General features: G+C 31.1%; 1 protein-coding gene. It reads left to right on the top strand.

Annotation, left to right across the window (positions count from 1 at the left end; all coding sequences use genetic code 11):
* The coding region (locus DWZ53_RS11065; RefSeq protein WP_147358164.1) for a GBS Bsp-like repeat-containing protein at positions 1-1,506 on the top strand (1,506 nt) is incomplete at both ends.

The raw sequence follows: 1,506 nt of genomic DNA, 5'->3' as shown, positions 1-1,506 counted from the left end.
GGTGCAAATTCAATAGAAAAATTAGAAGTACCAGTATGGAGCGATAAAAATGGACAAGATGATATTATATGGTATAGAGCTAAAAAAGAGGAAGAAGGACACTACAGTGTTACAGTAGATGTAAAAAATCATAAAGGAGATATAGGGAATTATAGTTATGCAGGGTATGCTACATTAAAAAGTGGCATATTTGTAGGATCTAATGATAATAATCAAACAGCAACTGTAGGAATTCAATTAGGAAGTTTAAAGACAGATGTTGGTGAAAACGAAACCGAAGTAAAAATTGTATTAAAAGATACAGATATAGAATGTATTGGAAAGAACATCAAATATGCTGTATGGAGTGAAGAAGGAGGACAAGATGATTTAAGGTGGTATACAGCAGGAAAAGAAGGAGAAGATTACATATCTAACGTCAGTATAAAGAATCATAAGACAACAGGAAGATATCAGGTGCACTGTTATATGATAGATAATGAAGGAAATTATGTATATCTAACAAATACAACATTTGAGATAGCAAGACCAGATATCAAAATGAGTGCTCAAAATATTGGAAAAGGAAGATTTAAAATAAATTTGGATATTGCAAATGGTGCAAATTCAATAGAAAAATTAGAAGTACCAGTATGGAGCGATAAGAATGGTCAAGATGACATTATATGGTATGTAGCAAAAAAAGAGAAAGAAGGACGCTACAGTGTTATAGTAGATGTAAAAAATCATAAAGGGGATATAGGAAATTATAGCTATGCAGGGTATGCTACATTAAAAAGTGGCATATTTGTAGGATCTAATGATAATAATCAAACAGCAACTGTGGGAGTTCAATTAGGAAGTTTAAAGACAGAAGTTAATAAAAACGAAACCGAAGTAAAAATTGTATTAAAAGATACAGATATAGAATGTATTGGAAAGAACATCGAATATGCTGTATGGAGTGAAGAAGGGGGACAAGATGATTTAAGATGGTATACAGCAGAAAAAGAAGGAGAAGATTACATATCTAACGTCAGTATAAAGAATCATAAGACAACAGGAAGATATCAGGTGCACTGTTATATGATAGATAATGAAGGAAATTATGTATATCTAACAAATACAACATTTGAGATAGCAAGACCAGATATCAAAATGAGTGCTCAAAATATTGGAAAAGGAAGATTTAAAATAAATTTGGATATTGCAAATGGTGCAAATTCAATAGAAAAATTAGAAGTACCAGTATGGAGCGATAAGAATGGTCAAGATGACATTATATGGTATGTAGCAAAAAAAGAGAAAGAAGGACGCTACAGTGTTATAGTAGATGTAAAAAATCATAAAGGGGATATAGGAAATTATAGCTATGCAGGGTATGCTACATTAAAAAGTGGCATATTTGTAGGATCTAATGATAATAATCAAACAGCAACTGTGGGAGTTCAATTAGGAAGTTTAAAGACAGAAGTTAATAAAAACGAAACCGAAGTAAAAATTGTATTAAAAGATACAGATATAGAA

The organism is Coprobacillus sp. AF33-1AC (genome assembly GCF_003475785.1).
Lineage (GTDB): Bacteria > Bacillota_I > Bacilli_A > Erysipelotrichales > Coprobacillaceae > Faecalibacillus.
Note: the sequence above shows the minus strand (reverse complement) of the source record. Positions and strands in the feature narration are given on the sequence as shown.